At 58.4% G+C, this 21,557-nt stretch carries 20 protein-coding genes; 5 read left to right on the plus strand and 15 right to left on the minus strand.

Going from position 1 to position 21,557, the window contains the following annotated elements; translation table 11 throughout:
* Positions 1-103: 103 nt before the first annotated feature.
* From tatC to udp, 9 genes are all read right to left on the minus strand, one after another.
* Complete coding sequence (gene tatC, locus F3I21_RS18530; protein WP_150059508.1) at positions 104-865, minus strand: Sec-independent protein translocase subunit TatC; 762 nt, start codon at positions 863-865, stop codon at positions 104-106.
* A 2-nt stretch (positions 866-867) separates the two neighbouring features.
* The gene (gene tatB, locus F3I21_RS18535) at positions 868-1,395 is read right to left on the minus strand and encodes a Sec-independent protein translocase protein TatB (RefSeq protein WP_021506946.1); all 528 of its coding nucleotides are present in this window, start codon (positions 1,393-1,395) and stop codon (positions 868-870) included.
* Positions 1,396-1,404: 9 nt separating this feature from the next.
* Positions 1,405-1,647: a Sec-independent protein translocase subunit TatA gene (tatA, locus tag F3I21_RS18540; RefSeq protein ID WP_010618194.1), complete on the minus strand. Its 243-nt coding sequence runs from the start codon at positions 1,645-1,647 to the stop codon at positions 1,405-1,407.
* Between the two features lie 110 nt (positions 1,648-1,757).
* The gene (gene ubiB, locus F3I21_RS18545) at positions 1,758-3,395 is read right to left on the minus strand and encodes a ubiquinone biosynthesis regulatory protein kinase UbiB (RefSeq protein ID WP_021506947.1); all 1,638 of its coding nucleotides are present in this window, start codon (positions 3,393-3,395) and stop codon (positions 1,758-1,760) included.
* Entirely contained in the window at positions 3,392-3,997 is a 606-nt protein-coding gene (locus tag F3I21_RS18550) for an SCP2 domain-containing protein (protein WP_021506948.1), read from the minus strand. The genes ubiB and F3I21_RS18550 overlap by 4 nt, the downstream gene beginning before the upstream one ends.
* Positions 3,998-4,003: 6 nt before the next feature.
* Complete coding sequence (gene ubiE / locus F3I21_RS18555) at positions 4,004-4,762, minus strand: bifunctional demethylmenaquinone methyltransferase/2-methoxy-6-polyprenyl-1,4-benzoquinol methylase UbiE (RefSeq protein ID WP_150059509.1); 759 nt, start codon at positions 4,760-4,762, stop codon at positions 4,004-4,006.
* 75 nt (positions 4,763-4,837) lie between these two features.
* Positions 4,838-6,349, minus strand: coding sequence for a DNA recombination protein RmuC (rmuC, locus tag F3I21_RS18560; RefSeq protein ID WP_150059510.1), 1,512 nt, complete (start codon positions 6,347-6,349; stop codon positions 4,838-4,840).
* A 117-nt stretch (positions 6,350-6,466) separates the two neighbouring features.
* On the minus strand, positions 6,467-7,738 hold the full coding sequence (locus F3I21_RS18565; RefSeq protein WP_150059511.1) for a tetratricopeptide repeat protein: 1,272 nt from the start codon (positions 7,736-7,738) through the stop codon (positions 6,467-6,469).
* Between the two features lie 100 nt (positions 7,739-7,838).
* Positions 7,839-8,600 carry a uridine phosphorylase gene (gene udp, locus F3I21_RS18570; protein ID WP_021506952.1) on the minus strand — a complete coding sequence of 254 codons (762 nt, stop codon included), beginning with the start codon at positions 8,598-8,600 and terminating at the stop codon, positions 7,839-7,841.
* 300 nt (positions 8,601-8,900) lie between these two features.
* Between udp and F3I21_RS18575 the strand changes: the two genes are divergently transcribed.
* Complete coding sequence (locus F3I21_RS18575) at positions 8,901-9,740, plus strand: dienelactone hydrolase family protein (RefSeq protein WP_021506953.1); 840 nt, start codon at positions 8,901-8,903, stop codon at positions 9,738-9,740.
* A gap of 49 nt (positions 9,741-9,789) precedes the next feature.
* On the opposite strand, the gene metE is transcribed toward F3I21_RS18575, so the two are convergent.
* The gene (metE, locus tag F3I21_RS18580) at positions 9,790-12,063 is read right to left on the minus strand and encodes a 5-methyltetrahydropteroyltriglutamate--homocysteine S-methyltransferase (protein WP_150059512.1); all 2,274 of its coding nucleotides are present in this window, start codon (positions 12,061-12,063) and stop codon (positions 9,790-9,792) included.
* 226 nt (positions 12,064-12,289) lie between these two features.
* Between metE and metR the strand changes: the two genes are divergently transcribed.
* Positions 12,290-13,222 carry an HTH-type transcriptional regulator MetR gene (metR, locus tag F3I21_RS18585; RefSeq protein WP_021506955.1) on the plus strand — a complete coding sequence of 311 codons (933 nt, stop codon included), beginning with the start codon at positions 12,290-12,292 and terminating at the stop codon, positions 13,220-13,222.
* 90 nt (positions 13,223-13,312) lie between these two features.
* Positions 13,313-13,795, plus strand: a complete 483-nt coding sequence (locus F3I21_RS18590) for a DUF1456 family protein (protein WP_021506956.1) — start codon at positions 13,313-13,315, stop codon at positions 13,793-13,795.
* Here F3I21_RS18590 and F3I21_RS18595 read toward each other — a convergent pair.
* Entirely contained in the window at positions 13,792-14,670 is an 879-nt protein-coding gene (locus F3I21_RS18595; protein ID WP_058771072.1) for a carboxylate/amino acid/amine transporter, read from the minus strand. The genes F3I21_RS18590 and F3I21_RS18595 overlap by 4 nt on opposite strands.
* Before the next feature lie 402 nt (positions 14,671-15,072).
* Here F3I21_RS18595 and glpT point away from each other — a divergent pair, with 402 nt between their 5' ends.
* Complete coding sequence (gene glpT / locus F3I21_RS18605; RefSeq protein ID WP_058758118.1) at positions 15,073-16,413, plus strand: glycerol-3-phosphate transporter; 1,341 nt, start codon at positions 15,073-15,075, stop codon at positions 16,411-16,413.
* A gap of 34 nt (positions 16,414-16,447) precedes the next feature.
* Here glpT and yigL read toward each other — a convergent pair whose 3' ends face one another.
* Together yigL and pldB are read right to left on the minus strand one after the other, a co-directional pair.
* Positions 16,448-17,248, minus strand: coding sequence for a sugar/pyridoxal phosphate phosphatase YigL (gene yigL, locus F3I21_RS18610; protein ID WP_150059513.1), 801 nt, complete (start codon positions 17,246-17,248; stop codon positions 16,448-16,450).
* A gap of 32 nt (positions 17,249-17,280) precedes the next feature.
* Positions 17,281-18,276, minus strand: a complete 996-nt coding sequence (gene pldB / locus F3I21_RS18615) for a lysophospholipase L2 (RefSeq protein WP_058775518.1) — start codon at positions 18,274-18,276, stop codon at positions 17,281-17,283.
* A gap of 103 nt (positions 18,277-18,379) precedes the next feature.
* Here pldB and rhtB point away from each other — a divergent pair, with 103 nt between their 5' ends.
* On the plus strand, positions 18,380-19,003 hold the full coding sequence (rhtB, locus tag F3I21_RS18620; protein WP_021506962.1) for a homoserine/homoserine lactone efflux protein: 624 nt from the start codon (positions 18,380-18,382) through the stop codon (positions 19,001-19,003).
* 81 nt (positions 19,004-19,084) lie between these two features.
* On the opposite strand, the gene rhtC is transcribed toward rhtB, so the two are convergent.
* Positions 19,085-19,708, minus strand: a complete 624-nt coding sequence (gene rhtC / locus F3I21_RS18625) for a threonine export protein RhtC (RefSeq protein WP_021506963.1) — start codon at positions 19,706-19,708, stop codon at positions 19,085-19,087.
* A gap of 12 nt (positions 19,709-19,720) precedes the next feature.
* Entirely contained in the window at positions 19,721-21,544 is a 1,824-nt protein-coding gene (recQ, locus tag F3I21_RS18630; RefSeq protein WP_104189194.1) for an ATP-dependent DNA helicase RecQ, read from the minus strand.
* Positions 21,545-21,557: the final 13 nt, after the last annotated feature.

Genomic DNA, 21,557 nt, shown 5'->3' on the forward strand with positions numbered 1-21,557 from the left:
GCTCCCCATTCCGTCTTAAAGCGACGGATAGAAAAACCGCCCGGCAGGCGGGCGGTTAAGATTCATCATCACCCCATCAGCGGGATGCCCTGCATAAAAGACATCAGGCGTCGGGGTTCTGTTCCTCATCGTCTGCCGCCTGACGTCCTTTACCCACATAGTAGCGGGAGAAGAATACGCCGACTTCAAACAGGCAGTACATCGGAATAGCGAGCAAAGTTTGCGAGAAAACGTCCGGCGGTGTGAGCAACATCCCAACCACAAACGCGCCGACCAGAATATACGGCCGTTTCTTTTTCAGATCGTCCGGGCTGGTAATGCCGGTCCAGCACAGCAGCACGATGGCAATCGGTACCTCAAACGCCACGCCAAACGCCATGAACAGCGTCATGACAAAGTCGAGGTAGTTAGTGATGTCCGTGGCGATGGTGACGCCCTGCGGCGCGGTTTTGGCGAAGAAGCCAAATGCCAGCGGGAACACAATGAAGTAGGCAAAGGCCACGCCGACGTAAAACAGCAGCGTACTGGAGAACAGCAGCGGCATCACCAGGCGGCGCTCATGGCGATACAGCGCGGGGGCGACAAACGCCCAGACCTGATAAAGAATCACCGGCACCGCAAGAAACACCGACACAATGATGGTCAGTTTGATCGGCGTAAAGAACGGTGAGGACACGTCCGTGGCGATCATGCTGGCACCGGCGGGCATCTGGCTAATCAGCGGCGCTGCCACCGCGTGATAGATGTCGTTGGCGAAGTAAACCAGACACAGGAAGATAACAAACACCGCGATGATGCAGTTCAGCAGACGCTTGCGCAGCTCAATCAGGTGGCTGATGAGCGGTTGGGTATCTTCAACGGCCATGTTTATCGTTCATCTTTTACGGGAGGAGTGGTCGCAGGCGCGACGGAATCGGTGTGGCTGGTGGCTGGTGCAGGCTGCGGCGCCTGCGCCGGGGCGCTGGCCTGATGCGCCGCGCTGGCCGGCGTCACAACGCTGTGCGGCTCAGCGGGCTGCGGTGCGGCAGCGGGTTGTGGCGCAGCAGCGGGCGGCTGATGAATGGTGTTGGCTTCATCTTCCGCTTTTTCGATATCGATGCTCTGCTGCACCGAGCGCTTCATGGAGTCCGCGGTTTTACGCAGCTCTTCCATGGATTGCTTCAGCTCCGGCGACAGCGTGCCGCGTCCTGCCTCTTCGACCTTTTTCAGGCTGTCCTGCAGCTCCTGCAGTTTCAGCTCCTGGGCCAGTTCGTTCTGCACATTAGCAGCCAGCGAGCGAATGGCCCGGATCCAGCCAACAACGGTTTTCACCGCAACCGGTAAGCGCTGCGGGCCCAGTACAATCAGCCCGATCACGAACACCAATACCAGTTCACTAAAACCAATATCGAACACAGTTTTACCTTACTTGTCCCGGGCGTCGTCTTTGCTCGCCGGGGTGTGCTGTTTGTCTGCCAGTTTGGCGTTGAAGTCAGCGTCCTGCTCTTTCGGTTGATCCTTTTTCTCGTCTTCATCGCTCATGGCTTTTTTGAAGCCGCGAATGGAAGAGCCTAAATCCGAACCCAGGTTACGAAGCTTATTGGTACCGAACAGAAGTACAACAATGACGGCAATGATTAACAATTGCCAAATACTGATACCGCCCATGAGATATGCCTCTAATATTCTGTGAAAAACGGTTAACTGTAACGCACAGAAAGTCCGTTTTTACCCGGACTTAAGCCTGCGACATTACGCGATTTGCACCAGGCAGACAATCAGTTTGTCTTGCGCCAGCCGATGAGCCAGGTGACGATGCCGGCGGCCATTAACAGCGCCGGGAAGAAGTCCCAGTCAGGCCGGCTCAGCAGCACTGCGGTGCCACTTAATAACAGTGTAGCCCCGACGCCAAACAGATAACGTGCCTGATGATGACGGGTGCGCTGCGCGTTCAAATCGGTGACGAGTTTATCGACACTGTGCTGCAATAACTTGTGCTGGCGCATACTGTCGTAAAAAAGCTCCGGCAGCTCCGGCAGTTTCTCCGCCCAGAACGGCGCCTTCTCTTTCACCGCCCGCAGGATGGCCGGAATGCCGATCTGATCCTTAATCCAGTCCTCCAGGAACGGCTTGGCGGTTTTCCACAGATCGAGCTGCGGATAGAGCTGACGACCAATGCCCTCGATGTACAGCAGGGTTTTCTGCAACAGCACCAGCTGCGGCTGCACTTCCATATTGAAACGGCGCGCGGTGTTGAACAGATTAAGCAGCACGTGACCAAAGGAGATTTCCGCCAGCGGCTTTTCGAAAATCGGCTCGCACACGGTACGGATCGCGAACTCAAAATCTTCCACGTTGGTATCCGGCGGTACCCAGCCCGAGTCGACGTGCAGCTCGGCCACTTTGCGGTAGTCGCGGTTGAAGAAGGCGATGAAGTTTTCCGCCAGGTAGCGCTTATCTTCTTTGTTCAGCGAGCCAACAATGCCGCAGTCGATGCCAATATACTGCGGATCTTCCGGATGCTCGTAGCTGACGAAGATGTTGCCGGGATGCATATCGGCGTGGAAGAAGCTGTCGCGGAACACCTGGGTGAAGAACACCTGCACGCCGCGTTCGGCCAGCAGCTTCATGTTGACGCCGTGCTGCTCCAGCGTGGCAACGTCGGAGATAGGAATGCCGTAAATACGCTCCATCACCAGCATGGTTTCGCTGCAGTAGTCGGAGAACACTTCCGGCACGTACAGCATGCGGCTCTGGTCAAAGTTGCGGCGCAGCTGAATCGCATTGGCAGCTTCACGCAGCAGATTGAGTTCATCAATCAGCGTTTTTTCGTAGTCGCGCACCACTTCCATCGGGCGCAGACGGCGACCATCCGGCAGCAGCCGTGGCACCCAGCGCGCCAGGCGGTAAATCAGCTTCATGTCAGCTTTGATCACCGGCAGGATATCCGGGCGAATCACTTTGATCACCACTTCGCGGCCGTTGGATTTCAGCGTCGCGGTATGCACCTGGGCAATCGAAGCCGATGCCAGCGGTTTGATATCGAAGTCGTCGAACCAGGTTTCTACCGGGCCGCCAATCGAACGCTCAATCTGCGCTTTGGCTTTCACGCCGTCGAACGGCGCCACCCGGTCCTGCAGAATCGCCAGCTCATCGGCAATTTTCGGCGGGAACAGGTCGCGGCGCGTCGAGAGCATCTGACCGAACTTGATCCAAACCGGACCGAGCTGCTCCATGGCCAGACGCAGACGGATGCCCATCTCGGCTTCTTTGTGCCGGTTGGGGATCCAGAAAACACAGCGCCGCCACAGCCGCAGCGGCAGCGTAATGCGCATATGCGGAATCAGTTCATCCAGCCCGTAGGTCAGAAAAACTTTGATAATGAAGTATAAGCGCCGAATTTCTCCCAGCGTCATTTCGCCTCCAGCTGTGCCAAACGCGCCTCAAACGCATTAAGCGCACGTTCCATCGCTTCTACCTCCTCACAAAACCACGCCTGCTCCAGCGCCCCAGGCGCCACGCGCCACTCTTCGGTCAGCACCTGCCCCAGATAATCCTGACGGCGGGTGACCTGCTGTCTGAGCTGGGCCAGCGCACGCTGAGCGGCCTGGCTGATGCCCTGTGCCGCAATGTCGCCCACCCACGGCGCGAGATATTCGGCCGGGTCGAGTTCAGCCAGATCCATCAGCGCGGAGAATTGCTGTACCACCTGCAGATCGCCTTCCACGTCCAGCTCACCGCTGCGAATCAGGCTGGTCAGCTGCTGACGATCGCGCAGCTTAGGCAGCGTGCTGAAACGCAGGCTGACGTTACAGTCGCTGCGGTCCTGCCAGTCACTCAGCACATCCAGCTGGTTTTCACTGAACACCAGCACCAGCGGAAAATCCAGCTCCTGCAGGCGCAGTAGCAGGACTTTGCCGGCCAGACGCTGGCGTGCGGTTTTCAGACTGCGATCGCGGTACAACACACGGTTCAGGGCGGTCTCAAGACCGCCGGTGATGAGAGGGGTAAAAGTCATGATTAATCAGAACTTAAAGCCACGATGCAGCGCCACAATGCCGCCGGTCATGTTGTAGTAGCTGATATTTTCAAAGCCCGCGTCGTTCATCATCGCCTTCAGGGTTTCCTGATCCGGATGCATACGAATCGACTCCGCCAGGTAGCGATAGCTTTCCGCGTCTTTTGCCACCAGCTGGCCGATGCGCGGCAGAATGTGGAAAGAGTAAGTGTCGTAGGCTTTGCTGAGCGGATCGAAAACCGGTTTAGAGAACTCCAGCACCAGCAGACGGCCGCCCGGCTTGAGCACGCGGAACATCGACGCCAGCGCCTTTTCTTTTTCGGTCACGTTACGCAGGCCGAAGGAGATGGTGATGCAGTCGAAATAGTTATCCGGGAATGGCAGCGCTTCTGCGTTAGCCTGCACGTAGCTGACGTTGCCGGTTACGCCGAGATTGCGCAGCTTTTCGCGTCCCATCTTCAGCATTGAGCTGTTGATGTCCGCCAGCACCACCTGACCGGTTTCACCAACCAGGCGCGAGAATTTTGCCGTCAGATCGCCGGTACCGCCGGCCAGATCCAGGACGCGCTGACCGCGGCGCACGCCGCTGCTGTCGATGGTAAAACGCTTCCAGACGCGATGGATGCCGAACGACATCAGATCGTTCATCAGGTCATATTTCGCCGCGACGGAGTGAAACACGTCCGCGACTTTATCGGCCTTTTCACTTTTGGCGACGGTCTGAAAGCCAAAATGGGTAGTTTCCTGCTGTGATTCATCTGCCATCGGTTTTACCTGTTCCACAAACAATACTTCCCGAAGTGTATCAGAGTCGGGCGATCCGAGCACGCCACCGGCGTGTTATTCGTTGATGCGGCGCAGGGAAGCGGCGGAAGAATCTGCCGCATTTTCAGCGGGCTCGCTGTCATCGGCCCATGTATCATCCGCCGCGTCGGGCTGCGCCTGCTCTGCCAGTTGCGGGTTGATGGGCCGTTTGATCTCCACGCCAAGCGCACGAAACGACTCGCTCTGGGCGATCAGGTTGCCACGCCCATGCGCCAGCTTTTTCATCGCCAGCTGATAACTCTGCTGCGCTTTGTCGAGGCTATGCCCGATGCCGCTCATGTCATCAACAAACAGCCGCATCTTGTCGTACAAGCGCGCAGCGCGGTCGGCGATGCGCTGCGCGTTGCGGCTCTGATGCTCATAGCGCCACAGATTATTGATGGTGCGCAGCGCCACCAGCAGCGTGGTCGGGCTGACCAGCATAATGTTTTGCTGCAGCGCTTCGCTGATCAGCTCCGGCTGACGATCGATCGCCAGCAGAAACGCCGGTTCGACCGGAATAAACATCAGCACATAATCCAGCGAGCGTAAACCGGGCAATTGTTGATAATCTTTACGCCCCAGCAGCCGGATATGGCCGCGCACCGCGTTGATGTGCTCCTGAATCGCCTGCTCGCGCGTCAGCTCATCGTCGGCGTTGAAGTAGCGCTCATAGGCAATCAGCGTCATTTTGGCGTCAATTACCACATCTTTACCCTGCGGCAGACGCACAATCACATCCGGTTGCATACGGCCCTGCTGCTCCAGCTGCACACTGACCTGGGTCTGGTACTCGTAGCCTTCGCGCAGGCCTGAGGCCTCCAGCACCCGGCTAAGCACCACTTCGCCCCAGTTGCCCTGAATTTTATTGTCGCCCTTCAGCGCTTTGGTGAGGTTGATCGCTTCCTGCGCCATCTGCGCGTTGAGCTGCTGCAGCTGACGAATCTCATGCGCCAGCGTGTGGCGTTCACGCGCTTCCTGGCCGAAGCTATCGTTGACCTGGCGGCGGAAGCCGTCCAGCTGTTCGCGCAGCGGGCCGATCAGGCTGTTGAGGCTCTGCCGGTTCTGCTCGTCGACGCGTTTTCCGCTGTTTTCGAAGATTCGGTTGGCGAGGTTTTCAAACTGCGCACTCAGGCGCTGTTCGCTGTTGGTCAGCAGACGCTGCTTCTCCTCAGCGGCGAAACGCGTCTCTTCTAATCGAATGGTGACTTCCCGCAGTTCGGCTTCCTGCGCACTGTTAACTTCCAGCTGATTACGCAGCTCGCGGCTGAGCTGCTCACTCTCGGCCCGCCAGTAATCCAGCTGCTGCAGGCGCTCCTGCGCGCCGCTTAGCGTGCCGTGTAGCTGGCGCAGCTCCTGTTCGCGCTGCTGCAGTTGCTGTTGCAGCTGTTCCAGCTGCTGCTGCTGACGCTGCTGCGCCTGTTCCAGCAGGCGGCGTTCGGTGGTGAAGCTGGCGTGCTGATGGCCGGCGCGCAGCTGGGCAATAATCCAGCCAATGCCCAAACCGGCCAGCGCCAGCGCGCCGCTGATGATAAGTTGCTGATCCATAATCCCCCCGCGGATCGTCTCGCTGAGGAGAAGGTAGAGCGCCACTGTATGAATGTCCAGAACATTCATGGCAACCCGCGGATTTTATCGCGGACGCAATAGGCACCGTCCGGGTAACTACAGGGCGCGTACGGTCAGGTCGCCGGCTTTCCAGGCGTCGATCAGGAAAAACGGCATCGGCAGCACCCATTCGCTGTCGCTTTTCACCTTCGCCGGATAGCACCAGCTGTTGCCGCCGTAGGTCAGCTCCACCTGCTGCTGGCCATTTTCGGCGTTGGCCACTTTGCCGGCCATGCTGGCGAAACCGGCGTTGCTGCCGACGTGGAAGCTGTCGGTCTGCCAGCGAATCGGCGCATGCGCCGGCCACGGCTGCGCGTGGTGGAAGTGAAAAATATCGTCGTGATTGAGGATGCTGTCACGCACCGTCGGCCACAGCGCTACCTTGAGGAAGTACTGGTCGGTAAAGCGCTCGCTGCCGTCATACTGCGCGATAAAGTCGCGCATCTGCTGCTCCACGTTGTGAAACACGCCGTGACAGCCGCCCCACATGCCGGCCAGTAACAGCTCGGTGTGCGAATAATAATCGCGCATGTGGTGGAACCAGAATGGCGAAGCCAGCCAGGCGTCGACGGCCGCCACTTCGCGCTCTGACAGCAGCGAATCCGCATCGCGCACGATGTAGCGTTTTACGCTGGCATCGTCCATCACCAGAAAGCGCCACAGCGTAGGGAAAATGGTTTTCTCCTGCGACATATCCACCAGCTGGGTGTTTGGCTGGGTCAGGCGCTGCCACACGTGCTGCGGCACACTATCGTCGAGATAGATGCGGCACATCCAGTCCGGATAGAGCTCGCGCGCCACTTCAACGTTTTTAATCAGGGTTTCGCAGTAGCGCGGCTGACCGCCGTACAGGCTGAAGGAGATGATATTTTCTGCCGGATTGCTGCGGTTAATCGGCGCAGGAGCTGGTGCGGGAAAAGTCGCTTTCGCGCCCTGACTGAAGCGCACGTCGGATTGGGTGAGCGATTCCAGGCCATAACGCGCCACTTCATCTTTCTTATCCAGCCAGCCACACACTTCCGTCAGGCCATCCAGCCAGGTTTCCGACGCCTGCGCGCGCTGCGCCGCCGGTGCCTGATAGATTTTCTGGTAAATCTTGTAGGATTTTTTATGTTCGCCGACGCGCATCAGCGTCAGCGCGTAGTCGCTGAGCACCTGCATCTGGTTAGGCATGACGCGCAGCACTTCTTCGCAGCACTGGCGCGCCAGAGGATAATCTGACGCGGCCATTGCCTGACGAAAGCGCGCGGCGGCACTCTCAACGCGGGCCTGCATTGCAGCAGGGCGGCTGGTAAAACCCGGACGTGGGACAGAGATCGTTTTGCGCATAGGAAATTTCTCAGAATCGGCTGAAATTGCGCGCATTCTAATCAGGCAATTGCTGAGCTCCCTATAAGCCTGGTCTCGAAATCATTCCCTGACTGGCGCGCTAAAGTAAACGACGCGCGGCATCCACCACAATTTTCACCGCATCGCTTTCTGTCTGCTTCATAGTGGCCGCATCCGGGATCTCTTTTTGCGTGCGATTCACGATGACGCCAGCCACCATGCCGGCACGCAGTCCCTGACTGGCGCACATGGTTAACAGTGTAGCGGATTCCATCTCATAGTTAAGCACGCCCATTTGCTGCCACTCTTTCATCGAGCCCTGGAAGCGGCTCACCACGCGTCCGGAGAAGGTGTCGTAGCGCTCCTGGCCAGGATAGAAGGTGTCTGACGAGGCGGTGACACCAATATGCGTGGTCGCGCCGCAGGCTTCTGCCGCGGCCACCAGCGCGGTGGTGCAGGCGAAGTCAGCCACCGCCGGGAATTCCATCGGCGCAAAGTGCAGGCTGGCACCGTCCAGACGGACCGAGGCGGTGGTCACCAGCACATCACCCACGTTGATGTGTGGCTGAATCGCGCCGGTGGTACCCACACGCAGGAAGGTACGCACGCCCAGCTGCGCCAGCTCTTCAACGGCGATAGAGGTAGACGGACCGCCAATACCGGTGGAACAGACAACCACCGGTTTGCCGTCGATCTCCGCCAGCCAGGTGGTGAATTCACGGTGCGACGCGAGGTGCTGTGGATTCTCCATCAGCGCTGCGATTTTCTTCACGCGCTCCGGATCGCCAGGAACAATCGCCAGCGTGGCTCCTTTCAAATCGGCTTTGGTGATGCCAAGGTGGAAAACGTCAGACTGGGCCATATCAGACTCCTGGAAGATAAGGGGAATAAGCGCGCCACTTTACGTCAGCGGCCCGGATAAATATGTGACTGAATTCACTATCAATAATGAAAGTTACATTGAACTAAAGATATTGTGTGACTCCAATCACATATTAGCGGTCTGCTGCGCTGAATTGCTACAAGCGGTGCTGTGTAACCGTAAAAGGCAGTGTTAATAGAGAAGCAGATCAGGTTAACCATCCCCCGTACCCTACGCCAGCCTTGCCGTAAGGCCAGGCTATAGTTACGTGATTGCGCACTTGCTAGCACGGAGAGAACCATGAAAACCGAAGACAATATGGCACAAAAATCCGCCACCGACGGCTTTGCGCCAGCGGTGCAGCCCACCGCAGCCAGCACCATCATTACCGCCAGCGACGCCATTCACGCGGGCGAGACGTCCGTGCCGAGCCAGGGTGAGAACCTGCCGGCTTATTATGCTCGTCCGCAACAGTTTAGCGGCACGCTGCCGGTCGTGCTGGTGGTGCAGGAAATTTTCGGCGTGCACGAGCACATCCGCGATCTGTGCCGCCGTCTGGCACTGGAAGGCTATCTCGCCGTGGCGCCGGAGCTCTATTTCCGCGAAGGCGATCCCAACGATTACAACGATATCCCCACCCTGTTCAAAGAGCTGGTGAGCAAAGTGCCGGATTCGCAGGTACTGTCGGATCTCGACCACGTGGCCAACTGGGCGGCGCGCCACGGCGGCGATATCCGTCGTCTGGCGATCACCGGTTTCTGCTGGGGCGGTCGCATCAGCTGGCTGTTTGCCGCCCATAATCCGCAGGTGCGCGCCGCCGCCGCCTGGTACGGTCGCCTGGAGGGCGAGAAAACGCTGAAGCAGCAGAAACATCCAATTGATATTGCAGTGGATTTGAATGCACCGGTGCTGGGCCTGTATGGCGGCCAGGATGAAAGCATTCCTCTGGAAAGTATCGATAAGATGCGCCAGGCCCTGCACGCGGCTAATGCCAAAGCCGAGATTGTGGTGTATCCGGAAGCTGGCCACGCCTTCAACGCCGACTATCGTCCGAGCTACCACGCCGATTCCGCGCAGGATGGCTGGCAGCGCATGCTGGCGTGGTTTAAGCAGTATGGCGTCGCGCCGAACGCGGAATAAAAAAGGGGCGCCAGCGCGCCCCAACTCAACAACACAACGTATTATCCTGTCATCCAACGATTTCGGCGCGCAGCTTCTGCGCCGCTTTTACCATGTTGGCCAGCGCCTGACGCGTTTCACTCCAGCCGCGCGTTTTCAGGCCACAGTCCGGGTTCACCCACAGGCGCTGCTGCGGAATACTCTGCGCCGCTTTGCGCAGCAGATCTTCCATCCACTCCACGCTCGGTACGTTGGGTGAGTGGATGTCATATACGCCCGGCCCGATTTCATTGGGATATTCGAACGCTTTAAACGCATCAAGCAGATCCATATCAGAACGTGAGGTTTCGATAGTGATCACGTCGGCGTCCAGCGCGGCGATCGAATCCATGATGTCGTTGAACTCGCAATAACACATGTGGGTGTGAATCTGCGTCTCGTCCTGCGCCACCGCAGCGTTGAGGCGGAACGCGTCCACCGCCCAGCGCAGGTAGGCTGCCCAGTCAGACTGATGCAGCGGCAAGCCTTCACGCAGCGCCGGTTCGTCAATCTGAATGATGCCGATACCGGCTTTTTCCAGGTCCTGCACTTCGTCGCGCAGCGCCAGCGCAATCTGTTTTGCGATGGTTTCGCGCGTCACGTCTTCCCGCGGGAACGACCAGCACAGGATGGTGACCGGTCCGGTCAGCATGCCCTTCACCGGTTTGTCGGTCAGCGACTGCGCATACTTTGCCCACTCGACGGTGATCGGCTGCGGGCGGCTGACATCCCCGATGATCACCGGCGGCTTAACACAGCGCGAGCCGTAGCTTTGTACCCAGCCGTTCTGCGTGAAAACAAAGCCGTCGAGGTTTTCGCCGAAGTACTCCACCATGTCGTTACGCTCGGCTTCGCCATGCACCAGCACGTCGAGCCCCAGACGCTCCTGCTCCGCAATCGCCTGCCGGATGTGTTCCGCGATACCGGTGCGGTAGTGGCCGCCGTCAATGTTGCCTTTTTTGAAGTCAAGGCGCAGACCGCGGATCTCGGTGGTCTGCGGGAAAGAACCGATGGTGGTGGTAGGCCACGCCGGCAGGTTAAAGCGCTGACGCTGCGCCTGAGCACGCACGGTGTAGCTGCTGTTGCGCTCAGTGTCTCTGGCCTGGATTTGCGCCAGACGCTGCGCCACGGCGGGGTTATGCACGCGAGCAGAGTTTGCCCGGGCACGAATCGGCGCGCTCCAGGCGTGCAGCGCAGCGGCATCGTGCTGGTTCAGCGCCTGACTCAGCAGCGACAGCTCCGTACACTTCTGTAACGCAAAGGCGAACCAGCTTTTTACCTCGTCGTCGAGACGGGTTTCCACGCTCAGGTCAATGGGGCTGTGCAGTAGTGAACAGGAAGATCCAATCCACAGTTGCTGACGCTGGCCGATCAGCGGCTGCAGGCGCTCAAACCAGCGGGTGAGATCGGCGCGCCAGACGTTACGGCCATTGATCACCCCCAGCGACAGCAGCCAGTCCGCCGGGATCTGCTGGTTGAGTTGCTCAAGGTCATCTTTGCCGTGCACCAGGTCCACGTGCAGGCCCTGCACCGGCAGCGTTTTGATGACATCAAGATTCTGACCAATGCTGTCAAAGTAGGTGGTCAGCAGCAGTTTCACTTCGCCCTGTAGCGCGTCGTACGCCGGTTTAAACGCCTCGCGCCACGCCTGCGGCAGTTCCAGCGCCAGCGCCGGCTCATCAATCTGCACCCATTCGATGCCGCGTTGATGCAGTTCAGCCAGCACCTGACGGTACACCGGCAGAATGGCCTGCAGCAGCGACAGGCGGTCAAAGGCGTCACCTTTCACCTTACCCAGCCACAAATAGGTCACCGGCCCCAGCAGCACCGGTTTGATGGCGTGGCCGAGCGCCAGCGCTTCATCCACCTCGTCCAGCAGCTGCGTCCAGCTGAGACGGAACTGCTGACCCTGGGTAAATTCCGGCACGATATAGTGATAGTTGGTGTTAAACCATTTGGTCATCTCTGCCGCCGCCGCAGGCTCACCGCTGGGCGCCCGACCGCGGCCGATGCGGAACAGGGTGTCGAGGTCAATTGAGCCGTCTTTATTCTGGTGCCGTGCCGGTACGTTACCGAGCAGCAGGCTGGTAGTCAGTACGTGATCGTACCAGGCAAAATCGCCGACCGGCAGCAGATCAACACCGGCGTCTTTCTGCTGCTGCCAGTGACGGGCGCGCAGTTCACGACCCACCGCCAGCAGTTCGTCCTGTGAGCTGTTCCCGGCCCAGTAGCTTTCCTGCGCTTTTTTTAGTTCGCGGCGCAGTCCGACGCGAGGGAAACCGAGAGTATGGTTCAGAATGGTCATGTGAGATTCTCCAGAAGTTATTCGCTGTGCGACAGTCGCAGCAACCGATTTACGTTCATCCAGCGGGCAATCCTGCCGTGCGCTGAGCGTATTAGCTGGACAAAGGTAAAGTGGCCGTCGCGTCTGACTGAGATGTTTAGCCGTCCAGATGTTTACACCGCTATAATCTGCGGGTACTGTATGTGTCTCAAGCGCAATTTGTTCAATCTCGATGTGAAGGACTCTCATGATCGAACTCAAACACCTGCGGACGCTGCAGGCGTTACGGCACACCGGCTCGCTGGCTGCCGCCGCCGCCCAGCTTCATCAGACGCAATCGGCGTTGTCTCACCAGTTCAGCGACCTGGAACAGCGGCTGGGCTTCCGGCTGTTCGTGCGTAAGAGCCAGCCGCTCCGTTTTACGCCGCAGGGAGAGATTCTGTTACAGCTGGCGGAGCAGATTCTGCCGCAGATCCAGCAGGCGCTGCAGGCCTGTCATGAGCCGCATCAGACCACGTTGCGCATCGCTATCGAATGCCACAGCTGCATCCAGTGGCTGACGCCGGCCCTGAACAATTTCCGTCAGAGCTGGCCGCAGGTAGTGATGGACTTCAAATCCGGCGTGACCTTTGATCCGCAGCCGGCGCTTCAGCAGGGCGAACTGGACGTGGTGCTGACGTCCGATATTCTGCCGCGCAGCGGTTTGTTCTATGCGCCGATGTTTGATTTTGAGGTGCGGCTGGTGCTGGCGCCGGATCACCGCCTGGCGCAGCTGGCCCACATCACGCCGGAAGATTTGGCCGATGAGGTGCTGATGATCTATCCGGTACAGCGTCAGCGGCTGGACGTGTGGCGTAACTTCTTACAGCCAGCCGGCGTCAGCCCGGCGCTGAAGAGCGTGGATAATACACTGCTGCTGATCCAGATGGTGTCGGCCGGCATGGGCATTGCCGCGCTGCCGCACTGGGTGGTAGAGAGCTTTGAGCACCAGGGGCTGGTGGTGACGCGCACGCTGGGCGACGGATTGTGGAGCCGTTTATACGCGGCGATGCGCGACGGCGAGCAGCGGCAGCCGGTGCTGGAAGCCTTTGTGCGCTTTGCCCGTCAGCACGCCTGCGAGCACCTGCCTTACGTACGCGATGCCTCGCGCCCCGGCTCCCTGCAGCCGGTCTCGTCCTGATGCCGCGGGCGGCCAATGTCGCCCGTGCTGTTATCCCCGCCCTGCCTGCTCTATAATGCGCCGCCTTAACCGCTACCGGAGAGTTTCACCATGACCAATAACGATGTGCTGCGCAGCGTGCGCTATATGCTGGATTTGAGCGACAGCAAAGTGGTGGAGATTTTTGCGCTGGCGGGCAGTGAAGTACCGCGTGAAGATGTGCAGGCGTGGCTGAAGAAAGATGACGATGAGGCGTTTCGTAAACTGCCGGATGTGCTGATGGGTTACTTCCTCAACGGTCTGATTTTCTACCGTCGCGGCAAAAGCGAAGACGCACCGGCCCCGTCGGTTGAGCGCCGCATGAACAATAATATCTTTCTCAAGAAGTTACGCATCGCCTTCGCGCTGAAAACCACCGATATCCCGGATATCTTATTGAAGGCTAACTTCAAGGTGTCACAGGCCGAGATCGGCGCGATTTTCCGCAACCCGGATCATAAAAATTATCGCGAGTGCGGTGACCAGATTCTGCGTAACTTCCTGAAAGGTTTAACGCTGATTCAGCGGCCATCGACACCCGCGAAAAAAAGCTAAGCGCCTGAGCTGCTGCTTTTGGCCGTGTGTCCCAGTACCCAGCGTTTATGCACGTACAGGGACGCAAAAATCACTATCGCCCCGGCGATAAAGCTCGGCCAGTGCGGCTTCTCCTGCCAGATCGCCAAATTCACCAGTAATCCTGCCGGCACGTGCATGTTGTTCATAATGCCCAGCGTCCCGGCATCGACCTGGGTCGCGCCGTAGTTCCACATGAAGTAACCCAGTCCGGATGCGGCCACGCCCAGCCACACCAGCACGCCCCACTGCAGCGTGGTGGTCGGCAGCTTGTGCGGATTGCCCCAGATGCACCAGGCGATTACCGCGATCAGCACCGCGCCGAGATAGAACCACGAGAACGCGGTGTGCTGCGGCATTGGACGGACTTCCTGCAGGCGCTTATAGCCCACCATGCCAATCGCAAAGCAGATGTTAGCCGCCTGCACCAGCAGCAGTCCGAACCAGAAATCATCGCTGACTTTGTCGTAGCGGATAATGGCCGCACCGAGCACCGCCAGCAGCGCGCTAAAGGCATAGCCAATGCGCAGCGGGCGCTTGCTGAGCAGGTCATAAATCAGCGTGACATACAGCGGCGTCATCACCGTAAACAGCAGGAATTCCGGCACGCTGAGATAGAGATAAGCCTCAAAGCTGATCAGATACATGATGCCTAATTGCAGCATGCCCACCAGCATATAGAGCAGCAACGTTGAGGCGCGGTAACCGCGCCAGCGCAGAAACGGCAGAAAGACCAGCGCCGCCAGGCCTAAACGCATCAGCACCGAGAACCAGGTATCCACCTGCCCCGCCAGATACTCCCCGATTAAACTAAAAGAAAAAGCCCACAGAATGGTGGTAACGATCAGCAACAGCACGGTTATGCATCCTAAAGTTCAACACTGGCGCTAGTGTAAACAAACTACAGCGCGCTGGCGGGATAATCTGGTTGACATGTGATGAAATTAAACACGATCGCATCTTCACTGCCCGGTCAACAGGCACGCGTCCGCATGGCGGGTTGACCGGCGGACGGCAATTTTTATGAGGCAGCGCGCCGTTATTCTGGCACAAATGCGCGAAATCCAACATTTACTGGTTTATATCGCTCTTTATTGTCATAAAACTGTAACATATGTGTCACACGTCACAGTAACTGCGCGTAACCATCTCTATTCTGTGCGCGAAATGGAAAGGTTGCTTTCTGTTCGCTGTCGTACTTTTTTTACCCCAACCTGCTGGGAATCGATAACTATATTGCGCCCTGGAGGGCCATCCTGATGTTGAGTATTTTTAAACCTGCACCACACCAGCCCCAGGTGGCGGACGATCGCGTCGATCCGCTCTATCGTCGTCTGCGCTGGCAGATCTTCTTCGGCATTTTCTTTGGCTACGCCGCCTATTATCTGGTGCGCAAAAACTTTGCGCTGGCGATGCCTTACCTGGTCGAACAGGGCTTTTCCCGCGGCGACCTTGGCTTTGCCCTCTCCGGCATCTCCATCGCCTACGGTTTTTCCAAATTCATCATGGGATCGGTCTCGGATCGCTCCAACCCGCGGGTCTTTTTGCCCGCCGGCCTGATTCTCGCCGCCGCCGTGATGCTGGTGATGGGCTTCGTGCCGTGGGCAACCTCGAGCATCATGGTGATGTTTGTGCTGCTGTTTCTGTGTGGCTGGTTCCAGGGCATGGGCTGGCCACCGTGCGGACGCACCATGGTGCACTGGTGGTCGCAGAAAGAGCGCGGCGGCATTGTGTCGGTATGGAACTGCGCGCACAACGTGGGTGGCGGCATTCCTCCGCTGCTGTTCCTGCTCGGCATGGCGTGGTTTAACGACTGGAAAGCCGCGCTCTATATGCCGGCGTTTGGTGCCATCCTCGTCGCCATCATCGCTTTTGCGCTGATGCGCGATACGCCGCAGTCGTGCGGGCTACCGCCGATTGAGGCATGGAAGAATGACTATCCGCCGGATTACAGCGAGAACCACGAACAGGAGCTGACGGCGAAGCAGATTTTCATGCAGTACGTGCTGCCGAATAAGCTGCTGTGGTACATCGCGCTGGCCAACGTGTTCGTTTATCTGCTGCGCTACGGCATCCTCGACTGGTCACCAACCTATCTGAAAGAGGTGAAGCACTTCACGCTGGATAAATCCTCGTGGGCCTATTTCCTGTACGAATACGCCGGGATTCCGGGCACGCTGCTGTGCGGCTGGATGTCGGACAAGGTATTCCGCGGCAATCGCGGTGCCACCGGAGTGTTTTTCATGACGCTGGTGACCATCGCCACCATCATTTACTGGCTGAACCCGCCGGGCAATCCGGGCGTGGATATGATCTGCATGATCGTCATTGGCTTCCTGATCTACGGTCCGGTGATGCTGATTGGTCTGCACGCGCTGGAGCTGGCCCCGAAAAAAGCGGCCGGCACTGCGGCAGGCTTTACCGGTCTGTTCGGCTATCTCGGCGGATCGGTGGCAGCCAGTGCGATTGTCGGTTATACCGTGGATTTCTTCGGCTGGGACGGCGGTTTCTTAGTGATGATTGTCGGATCGGTGCTGGCGGTGGTGTTACTGCTGCTGACCATGGTCAGCGAGCATCGCCACAAGCAGCAGCAGGCATAATCTGAGCGGGCCGGTGAATACCGGCCCGTTTTATTCAGGCGAGGAACAATTTGCGCAGCGTCTGCGGCACCGCGTCATCGGCGTTGCTGCCAATCACTTCCAGCGTCGGCAGGGTATCTTTCAGGCGCTGATGGGCGTTACGCATGATGCATCCTTTGCCCGCCATACTCAGCATCTCGACATCATTCATGCCGTCGCCAAACGCGATGCACTCTTTCAGCGAATAGCCAAGCTGTTTCGCCACCGCTTCCAGCGCGTGCCCTTTCGAGACGCCGCCAGCCATCACTTCCAGACAGGTGGGCAGCGAGAAACTGACGTTAACCCGGTCACCCCAGCGCGCTTCAATCGCCTGTTCCAGCGGAACCAGATGATCCGGATCGTCGCAGGTGAAGAACACTTTGCTGATGCCGTCGGTGGCCAGCATGCCGGGCTGATACACCTGATAGGTGAACACCGATTCCTGGAAAAACTCCGCTTCCTGCGGATTATGGCGGCTGATGTGCCACTCATCGTCGCGGTAAACGTGCGTCAGGATTTTCTCATCGTGATACTTCAGGCCAAACAGCTCGCTGGCGATATCGCTGTCCAGATTGTGGCTGAACACCAGTTCGCCGTCGGCGTTATGCACGCGCGCGCCGTTTGAGGTGATCATATACGCCGGAATGCCGAGCTTATCGCGCATCTGACCGACGTCGATGTAGTGGCGTCCGGTGGCAAAGATAAAATGCACATCGCGCGCCACCAGTTCCTGCAGCGTGGTGCGGGCAAACGGCGTCAGACGATGTTGCGGAGAAAGCAGCGTGCCATCCAGGTCGGATGCAACGATGTGGTACATGTAGGCCTCTGGTATTGATGTCTAAGAATACATTAGTCACGGTGGCGCTGATAAAAGTCGACCACCGCATTGAGCGCTTCGGCGCGCATGGCGTCTGTTTCAAACAGGATCTCGTGACGCGCGCCCTGAATGATGTAAGGCGTGGTGCCTTCCACCGCATGTCCCGCTGCCGCCATGGCCTCACAGAACAGATCCTGCGCGCGGTTATCCACCACGTCGTCTTCACTGGCCTGCAGCAGCAGAATCGGTGTCGTAATCTGCGCCACCTGATTAAGGATATGGCGTCCGGCCTGAATCCCTTCCCGCACCCAGTGATAGGTAGGGCCGCCGACGCGAATCGCCGGATCGTCGGCGTAAAAGCGCAGATTGCGACGATAACGTTCGCGACTGTGCGTCAGCCGGTTAATGCCAAACGGGCTGGCGCGCCAGCGTCCGGTGCCCAGCGCGTAGCCGTCGCGCAGCGCGGGCAGCTTTTCCGCCCAGTCGAGAATGCGGTGCGCCAGAAACGGCGGCAGCGGCAGCACGATACCAAACATCGGCGCGCAAAACACCGCCGCGTGGAAGGCCTGCGGCTGACGCGCCAGAAACAGCGCCACAATTGCGCCGCCCATCGAGTGCGCCAGCACGTAGCGCTGCTGATAGTGATGGCTGACGATCTCTTTCAGATACAGCGTTTCCAGATCGTCGACATAATCGCTGAACTCCACCACGTGACCGCGATGCGAATCGGCCAGCAGCCGGTCTGAACGCCCCTGACCGCGATGGTCGATAATCACCACATCGTAGCCGCAGTGGAACAGGTCATAGGCCAGCTCGGGGTATTTGATGTAGCTTTCGATGCGTCCGGGCACAATCAGGATGACACGGCGGTGTTGCGGTGAGGTGAAGCGCACATAGCGAATGGTCAGATTGCCCACGCCGCTGAATTCACACTCTTCACGCTGACGCCAGAAGTCGAGCAGCGGACCGGTAGCAAAGGCTGAAAAAGCGTGCTCACGTCCGAGCCAACTCTGTTTATGCTGCTGCATCCGTCCCCCTGAAAAAACGTCAAACGCGGCTCTGCACTTAATAGCGCAGCGCGATTTTCTGGCGTATTGTGTCACACTTCACTCTCTTCAGGGAATGTCACCCATGACCATTGAATGGTGGTTAACCTACCTGTTAACCACGACCATCCTCAGCCTCTCGCCCGGTTCCGGCGCGATCAACACCATGAGCACCGGCATCAGCCACGGCTATCGCGGTGCGGCAGCCTCAATTACCGGATTACAGCTGGGTCTCGCCGTGCATATTGTGCTGGTGGGCGCCGGTCTGGGCGCGCTGTTTTCGCAGTCGGTGCTGGCGTTTGAGGTACTGAAATGGGCGGGCGCGGCCTATCTGGTGTGGCTTGGCATTCAGCAGTGGCGCTCAGCGGGCGGAATCGATCTCAATGCGGTGGCCAAAGCGATGCCGCGTCGTCGTCTGTTTCAGCGCGCGCTGCTGGTGAATCTCACCAATCCGAAGAGCATTGTGTTTCTCGCCGCGCTGTTTCCGCAGTTTATCGTGCCGCACCAGCCGCAGCTGATGCAGTATCTGGTGCTCGGCGTGACTACCATCGTGGTCGACATCATTGTGATGATTGGTTACGCCACGCTGGCGACGCGCATTGCCGGCTGGATCAAAGGTCCGAAGCAGATGAAGCTGCTGAACCGGGTGTTTGGTGGCTTGTTTATGGCGGTCGGCGCACTGCTGGCCAGCGCACGTAAAATGGCGTAACGATTGGCACTGATCGTAGCGGCACGCTTTATCGCGCCCAGTTGAAACGCGCAATAAATTGCGCCGCTACGGTTCGGGATCTTATCGGGAGATGATGAGGTGAATACCAAACCCGGCAAACAGCACGCCCGCCATACCGTCCACCCACTTCGCCATCCGCTGATACTTATCGCGCATCCACGGCAGGGCAAAAATCGCCGCCACCAGGGTAAACCAGGCAAAGGTTTCACCGACGATCAACAGGAACAGGCCCCAGCGCTCAATCGCGCCCACATCGTTACCCACGAACAGTGAAAACACACTGCCGAAGTAGATGATGGCTTTCGGGTTAGACAGGTTGGTGAGAAACCCTTTGAGGAAGCTCATGCCACGCTTTGGCAGCTCAACCACCGGCGCTTCCGTATGAGGTTGCTTGTGACGCTGACGCGCCGAGCGCAGCAGCTGCCAGCCCATCCACAGCAGATACAGCCCGCCACCGACCATGATGATTTCATGCAGCCACGCCATTTTCTCCAGAATCAGATGCAGGCCCATCAGCGCGACACCGGCCCAAATCACAATCCCCAGCGTAATGCCGAGCACGCCCATCATCGCCTCTTTGCGCGAGCGGCTGGCGGCGGTCTGTGAGACAAAAAAGAAGTCCGGTCCCGGACTCATCAGCGCAACCAGATGCACCAGCGCGACGGTGGCAAATAACATCAGCATGGTTTATTTCCCTTATTCTTCATCAAGATGTTCTTTGATCATCAGCAGGAACGGCTTACCGAAGCGCTCCAGTTTGCGATGACCGACCCCGTTCACGCTCAGCATCTCTGAAGCGCTGACCGGCATTTGTTCTGCCATTTCAATCAGCGTGGCGTCGTTAAACACCACGTAAGGCGGAATATTCTCTTCGTCGGCGATGGCTTTACGCAGCTTACGCAGCTTGGCGAACAGCTTGCGATCGTAATTGCCGCCGTAGACTTTTGGCGCGCTGCTGCGGCTTTTCACCGTCACGGTGCGCGGTACCGCCAGCATCAGCGGCACTTCAGCACGCAGCACCGGGCGCGCGGCCTCGGTGAGCTGCAGCGCCGAGTGCATGGCGATGTTTTGCGTCACCATGCCCAGATGGATCAGCTGGCGCAGCACGCTGACCCAGTGCTCCTGACTCTGCTCGCGCCCGAGGCCGTACACCGGCAGTTTGTCGTGGCCGTTATCACGGATGCGCTGGTTGGTTGAGCCGCGCAAAACTTCAACAATATAGCTCATCCCAAAACGCTGCCCGGTACGATAAATGCCCGACAGCGCTTTTTGCGCTTCGACCAGGCCGTCATAGCGACGCGGCGGATCGAGGCAGATATCGCAGTTGCCGCACGGCTGCTGGCGACCTTCACCAAAGTAGTTAAGCAGCACCAGACGACGGCAGGTTTGCGCCTCGGCAAACGCGCCCATGGCGTTGAGTTTGTGGCGTTCAATATCCTGCAGCGGCCCGGGCGCTTTCTCTTCCAGACACTTACGGAGCCACGCCATGTCGGCCGGGTCGTACAGCATCATCGCTTCCGCCGGCAGGCCATCACGCCCGGCGCGGCCGGTCTCCTGATAGTAGGATTCGATATTGCGCGGAATGTCGAAGTGCACCACAAAACGCACGTTGGGCTTGTTGATGCCCATGCCGAACGCCACGGTCGCGACCACGATTTGCAAATCGTCACGCTGAAACGCTTCCTGCACGCGTGCGCGCTGCTCGCTGTCGATGCCAGCATGATAAGCGCCAACGCTGATGCCGCGACTCTGCAGACGCGCAGCGGTGTCTTCCACTTTGGCGCGGCTGTTACAATAGATGATGCCGCTTTTGCCGCGCTGATCCTGCACATAGCGCAGCAGCTGCTCGGTAGGCTTGAACTTCTCCACCAGCGTGTAGCGAATGTTGGGACGGTCAAAACTGCTGATCTGAATCAGCGGATCGTGCATCTGCAGCAGATGCACGATGTCGTTACGCGTGGCTTCATCGGCGGTGGCGGTCAGCGCCATCACCGGCAGCTGCGGAATGCGCTGGCGCAGCTGACCGAGCGCGCCATATTCCGGACGAAAATCGTGGCCCCACTGCGAAATACAGTGCGCTTCATCGACGGCCAGCATCACCGGATTCCAGTGCTGCAGGGTGTCGAGGAAGTTATCCATCATCAGACGTTCCGGCGCGATGTACAGCAGCCGCAGTTTGCCGCTGCGGCAGTCCGCAAACACCTGCTGCTGCTGCTCACGCGTCTGCGTCGAGTTAAGGCACGCCGCCGCCACGCCGTTCGCCAGCAGCTGATCGACCTGATCTTTCATCAGTGAAATCAGCGGCGAAACCACCAGCGTCAACCCGTCGCGCACCAGCGCCGGGATTTGATAGCACAGCGATTTGCCGCCGCCGGTCGGCATCACCACGAGGCAGTCGCGCCCTGACAGCGCGGTTTCGATGATGGTTTGCTGACCCGGACGGAACTGCTGATAGCCGAAGGTATCCTGTAATACCTGCTGCGCCAGCATTTCCTGATTAAGCACTGCCGATGTTGCCACGGTAATCCTGTTT

This window comes from Pantoea sp. B_9 (genome assembly GCF_008632015.1).
GTDB lineage: Bacteria > Pseudomonadota > Gammaproteobacteria > Enterobacterales > Enterobacteriaceae > Pantoea > Pantoea dispersa.